Below are 4,707 nucleotides of genomic sequence, written 5' to 3'. Positions count from 1 at the left end.
ATATATTATTAAAAGTCTCTTCAAATACTCTGATTTATTTAAAGGCGTTGAATACTCTATCTAATTTCTATTCCTTAGTGGGTCTTGAACAAGAATATGAGGCAAACTACTCTCATTTGATGGAGTTATATCAGACAAAAAATTTTGAGCATCAAGAGTTTTTATTTGGCTACATCAGAGTTCGTTACAATTACGCTCACTACCTAGTATCAAAGGAAAAATATAATGAAGCCATCCAAGAAGCTCTTGAGACTATCGAACTCTGTAAAGAGAGGCAAACAAGTTACCAACTAGCTCCCCTGCTCGTTCTCGTTGGAAATTGTGGAACACAATTCCTTGGCAAAGAACAAGTCAAAAATTATTATATAGAAGCAAGAGAGCTATGCAAGATTTATAACAATCCTTTCTCTGTGAAAATCGCAAGTTTTTCCCACCTTTTCTCAATACTGAAACAACATCTTTCCAGAACTTCAATAATTTCTTTTTGTGTTAAATCATTATTTAACTAAATCTTTGGAGGCAATACGTTTTCAAAGCGACTTTTTTACCATAGGTTTTGAGCCTTCAACACAGATTACTAAGCCAAAAATGCTCTAAATTTTTGAAATTCTAACAAATTCCACTCAACTTTATCATCATCTTTGACTTTCACAATATCTTCCTCAAAATAACATGGAATAAAGATAGTTTTCTTTTGAAACGGTTGTAGGAGGAAAATCTCTCCTACACTATTATTGATTCTGAGAGAAAATTGCAAAATATCATCTACCAAACTTTCAATTATTAAGATTTTTTGCAGTTTATCTGAATTAGAATCGCAAGGCTTCTCAATAATATAATTGTCGAATTTTTTCATTCTAACTTCCTCTCCATTATTTCTTCCTTTATCAAGAAAAAGTTACCTCAATATTAATAAAGTACAATTCTAAATTAAGTACAATTCTAAATTAACTCCAATTCTTGATTCATGATAATATTTCAGTAACTCATCGTGCAATTAAAAACAAGGATTTTTATTTCAGATGATCCATCGTGAACACTTCATCAGCCATCTCCCAAATTGCCGGATTATGTGTTGCGATAATGATTAGCCTATTATCATCTCGAAGAGATAGCAAAATCTCCATAATCAACTGAGAGGTTGCTGGGTCTATTGAAGCTGTTGGCTCATCTGCCAGAATAAAGGGTGGATTCTTTAAGATAATTTTTGCCAAGGCAACCCGTTGCGATTCTCCGCCCGATAACTCAAAGATGCGCTTATCTAGGTCAAGATAAACCAGGCCGACCTGTTCTAAAGCCTGCTTCTGCCTCAACCGCTGTTCCGACCGACTCAACTTTTGACCAATGAGACCTAGCTTAAGGTTTTCTTCAATACTTTGGTTTTCAATTAAGCCAAAGTTCTGGAAGAGGTAGCCCAATTCGTGACGGAAAAAATCACTTGATTTATAATTGGCCAAGTCTTTACCTCGGTAAAAAATCGTCCCATCATAAGGTTCTAATTTCCCAATCATGTTCATCAAGGTTGTTTTTCCGCTACCACTTGAACCAATTAAGGCATAGACTTTTCCAGCCTCAAATGTCATTGAAAGATTCGAAAATAACTCTCGTTCTCCAAAAGATTTACTCACCTGTTTAAGTTCAATCATATTAACCTCCCTTCAAAACAAGAATGGACATCTTGTTTTCTTTCTGCATTTGGACATGTAACTGTAAAAGAGATAGACCAGTAAAGAGTAACAAGACTAAGAAAGCAACTCCTATCTCTACCTGAAGAAATACACTCGCAACAAATCCCAGTAAAAACACACCCAGTTGAGCAAAGAGATAAGTGCGATGGATTTCTAAGAACCTGAGACCTGCAATGCGTTTGATAAAAATGGCACGTCTAAATTCTTCAAAGTAGAGCCTATTCATAGTGTTAAACAACAAGATTGAAGTTGCAATCCCAAGCACAGCTCCTGCTAGCATTACCCAACGTTCCCTCTGGATATTATCCAATAATGTGATGTAGTTGTGGTAACCTGTTTGCATTTCTGAGACCCAATTTTCAATGCCTTGTCTCTGGATAAGCTCCTGGGCATCAGACAATTGATTAAAGAGAACGTAGTTCTGTACTGCGTCTATCCAAAACAAAATGGACTGTGGACCAGTTGATTGGGGTGTTATAACAATGATGATTGGATCTTTCAAAAACTGCTGGTAAGAAATAGGGGTCGTATTATACACAAAACGATCCTGACCTGATTCTAAATAACCTACCGTAGCAGTCATTTGCTGTCGTTCATCTTGACTAGACATGCGACTGGTTAAGTCGTCTTCAAAAACAGATTTATAATGTTCTTCCTCTGAACGGAGGTGTTCAGGCAGCAATAAGACAAACTCCCCTACATTAAGGTGATTCATCTTTTGCTTAATAGTTGTATCTACAGGAATGTTTTGACGCTCCAAGTAATGCGGTGTGACGATAAGGACATTGCCATTCGGGCTGTAATCGTGCCATTCTGTAGAGGTTGTCAAGTTTTTGGAGGAAGCCATGCCATTTTGCAAAGTACGGTCAATTAACTGGTGTCTAGATAAGAAAGCCTTTTGTTCTGAAACAGCCAGATCCATCAATTGATACCAAGTTCTGAGTTTCCTTTGAGCTTGTTCATCAAAACCAGGACTCGTTCCTTCACGGCTGATTGATAGGGTAATCAGTTGTCTTTCCTGACTCCAAACCTCTTGTCCAATCCGATGCTGTTGCCAGGCTTGGGAATACTTTAAGCTACTCCCTATTCCCAGCGTTACAATAATAATCGCTAACAGTTGACCGATTAAAATCAAACTAATGATTCCTCTGACAGGCACTTGCCCTTTTATAATCTGCATCAGGTGTATCTTTTTTATCCCAACTGCGAAGAGTTGAGCGAAAAACAGGGAGATCGACAACAAGATGAGATTATAACTGAGCAAGCCTGCTCCTATGGTCATTAGGGATTGCGTTGGAAGCGACAGAATTTTTTGCATAAGAATGGCGAGCACGCCAGCTAAACTGAAACCAACAGCTATCCCTTTCAAATCCTCACCAACTGGTCTAAGGAAAATGGACCACCGTTTCTCTCCTGAAATGAGGCGAATGCCCGATGACCGTAATTGGCTAATTTGACTAATTAAAGTCAGTGCTACAAAGGTTAAGATGAAAATCAATAGACTGATTAACTGAAATCCGTTACTAAAGATAGCCATTAACGTAGATAGTTTAGATGGAATTGTCAGGTGCATGTTAGTCAAGCCAAGTTGACTTAGCTCTTCCCTTAGCAAGTGAATATCTAGGTGTCCATCGAATACAAAATAGTTTGTTTCAACACTACTACTTTGAGCATCTTCTAGATTTTTTTCCTGAAGCCCATCAGGCAACTTTCCGTCCCCAAAGGTCGTATAAGAAAAAACTGTAGTACCTTCTGAGTTAGGATCTTGGTGTTGAATCGCAATAAAGCTATCTGTTTCTTCTGCTAGTTTTTCCAAGCGTGTAGCAACATGCTGAAAAGTTGTTTCAGGGGAAGAATCACGTACAACAACGTTGGGGTAATAATGGGAGACATATGTATCAGTCCAAATGGTAAATACCCAAACAAAGAACAAACTAGCAAGCAGGTTGGATATGAGTATAAATAATTTTTTCATAGTGCATTCCTTATTCTAAAACAGAGGACAGAAATACTCCTGCCCTCTATAAACTAACAAGCTTACTGAACTATTGATAAAAGAATCTTCTTCAATTATTCTTTACCATCCCGCATCAAATGTAACTTGCTCCCCAAAATTTGTATTAACAAACGCATAGGCCGCACTACGTGCTCCTGCATAAACTGTTTTTTGATTGTTACGTCCATTACTTCCAACATAGGCCCAGTGATACTGTGAACCATGATAATAATTCGAAAATGCTCCCCAATTATTTGGATCATGATGGCCTCCATAGGTCCACTCGCCACCACGGTGAGAAACTGCCAAAACAGGAAGAGCCAAACTAAATGCCAAAACGGCAAGGGATGATGCAACTACTTTTCTAAATTTTAACATATTATTACTCCTCTGAATGAAATATTATGAAAATGAGCGAAATGCAACTATATATTTTAATTAGAAATCTCAGTCTGAATTATAGTATCCTATTTTTTCCTCCTTTCTAACTGCACGTTCCTTTCTACAGGCAGAGACCTAATTTTATAAACCAATCTTAAATACTTTAGATTTTGTAACTCATAATTTTCAACAGTTGGTTAGCTATGAAAGCATTTTATCAAACATCTCCATTCTTATATCTATCTGGTATTGTTACAAGCTCTCATCAGAATACCTTTCTCTAAATAGTTGAATTTTAAAGTAATATAAAATCAATCCGCCTTCCCAACATCAAGACCATTGGACTTCTTTTGCGATTGCACTCGAATCTCCAATTGTTTATTCTTCTGAATAAACTGTTGGTAAGGAATTGTATTACTAAACATAAAAACACCTAGCAATGCAAATGTAACTAATTTTTTAATTCCACGTTTTTTTCTCATGCAATGAAACCCCTTTCTTTTTTTATTCTAACAGATATATTTTATTTAGTCAAGTATTTTTATGTAATTTTTAACTTTTTTTTTTGTTTATTACCATAAAGAATTATTTATTCCTTTAACTTGCTATTTTGAACTAAAAACTTTATAATGAAATTAAGCA

General features: G+C 36.3%; 5 protein-coding genes and 1 pseudogene. 1 reads left to right on the top strand and 5 read right to left on the bottom strand.

Annotated features, from left to right (window positions below):
* Positions 1-509 (top strand): annotated as a pseudogene (locus HT703_RS08550) (XRE family transcriptional regulator); the annotation flags it as partial.
* A 68-nt stretch (positions 510-577) separates the two neighbouring features.
* On the opposite strand, the gene HT703_RS12185 reads toward HT703_RS08550, so the two are convergent.
* The 5 genes from HT703_RS12185 to HT703_RS12020 form a co-directional block, all read right to left on the bottom strand.
* Positions 578-856 carry a hypothetical protein gene (locus HT703_RS12185; RefSeq protein ID WP_000712968.1) on the bottom strand — a complete coding sequence of 93 codons (279 nt, stop codon included), beginning with the start codon at positions 854-856 and terminating at the stop codon, positions 578-580.
* 157 nt (positions 857-1,013) lie between these two features.
* The gene (locus HT703_RS08540; protein ID WP_000571422.1) at positions 1,014-1,646 is read right to left on the bottom strand and encodes an ABC transporter ATP-binding protein; all 633 of its coding nucleotides are present in this window, start codon (positions 1,644-1,646) and stop codon (positions 1,014-1,016) included.
* A gap of 1 nt (position 1,647) precedes the next feature.
* Entirely contained in the window at positions 1,648-3,663 is a 2,016-nt protein-coding gene (locus tag HT703_RS08535; RefSeq protein WP_000732380.1) for a DUF1430 domain-containing protein, read from the bottom strand.
* A gap of 102 nt (positions 3,664-3,765) precedes the next feature.
* Positions 3,766-4,062, bottom strand: a complete 297-nt coding sequence (locus HT703_RS08530) for a lactococcin 972 family bacteriocin (protein WP_000911559.1) — start codon at positions 4,060-4,062, stop codon at positions 3,766-3,768.
* A gap of 314 nt (positions 4,063-4,376) precedes the next feature.
* Positions 4,377-4,547, bottom strand: a complete 171-nt coding sequence (locus tag HT703_RS12020) for a PhrA family quorum-sensing system peptide (RefSeq protein WP_001227862.1) — start codon at positions 4,545-4,547, stop codon at positions 4,377-4,379.
* Between the last annotated feature and the right edge of the window lie 160 nt (positions 4,548-4,707).

The organism is Streptococcus sp. 3874 (assembly GCF_013276425.1).
Taxonomy (GTDB): domain Bacteria; phylum Bacillota; class Bacilli; order Lactobacillales; family Streptococcaceae; genus Streptococcus; species Streptococcus pseudopneumoniae.
Note: the sequence above shows the minus strand (reverse complement) of the source record. Positions and strands in the feature narration are given on the sequence as shown.

Bases quoted from the DNA above. Each gene is read 5' to 3' on its own strand.
- HT703_RS12185 (WP_000712968.1), bottom strand. From the start codon at position 856: ATGAAAAAATTCGACAATTATATTATTGAGAAGCCTTGCGATTCTAAT.
- HT703_RS12020 (WP_001227862.1), bottom strand. From the start codon at position 4,547: ATGAGAAAAAAACGTGGAATTAAAAAATTAGTTACATTTGCATTGCTA.
- HT703_RS08535 (WP_000732380.1), bottom strand. From the start codon at position 3,663: ATGAAAAAATTATTTATACTCATATCCAACCTGCTTGCTAGTTTGTTC.
- HT703_RS08540 (WP_000571422.1), bottom strand. From the start codon at position 1,646: ATGATTGAACTTAAACAGGTGAGTAAATCTTTTGGAGAACGAGAGTTA.
- HT703_RS08530 (WP_000911559.1), bottom strand. From the start codon at position 4,062: ATGTTAAAATTTAGAAAAGTAGTTGCATCATCCCTTGCCGTTTTGGCA.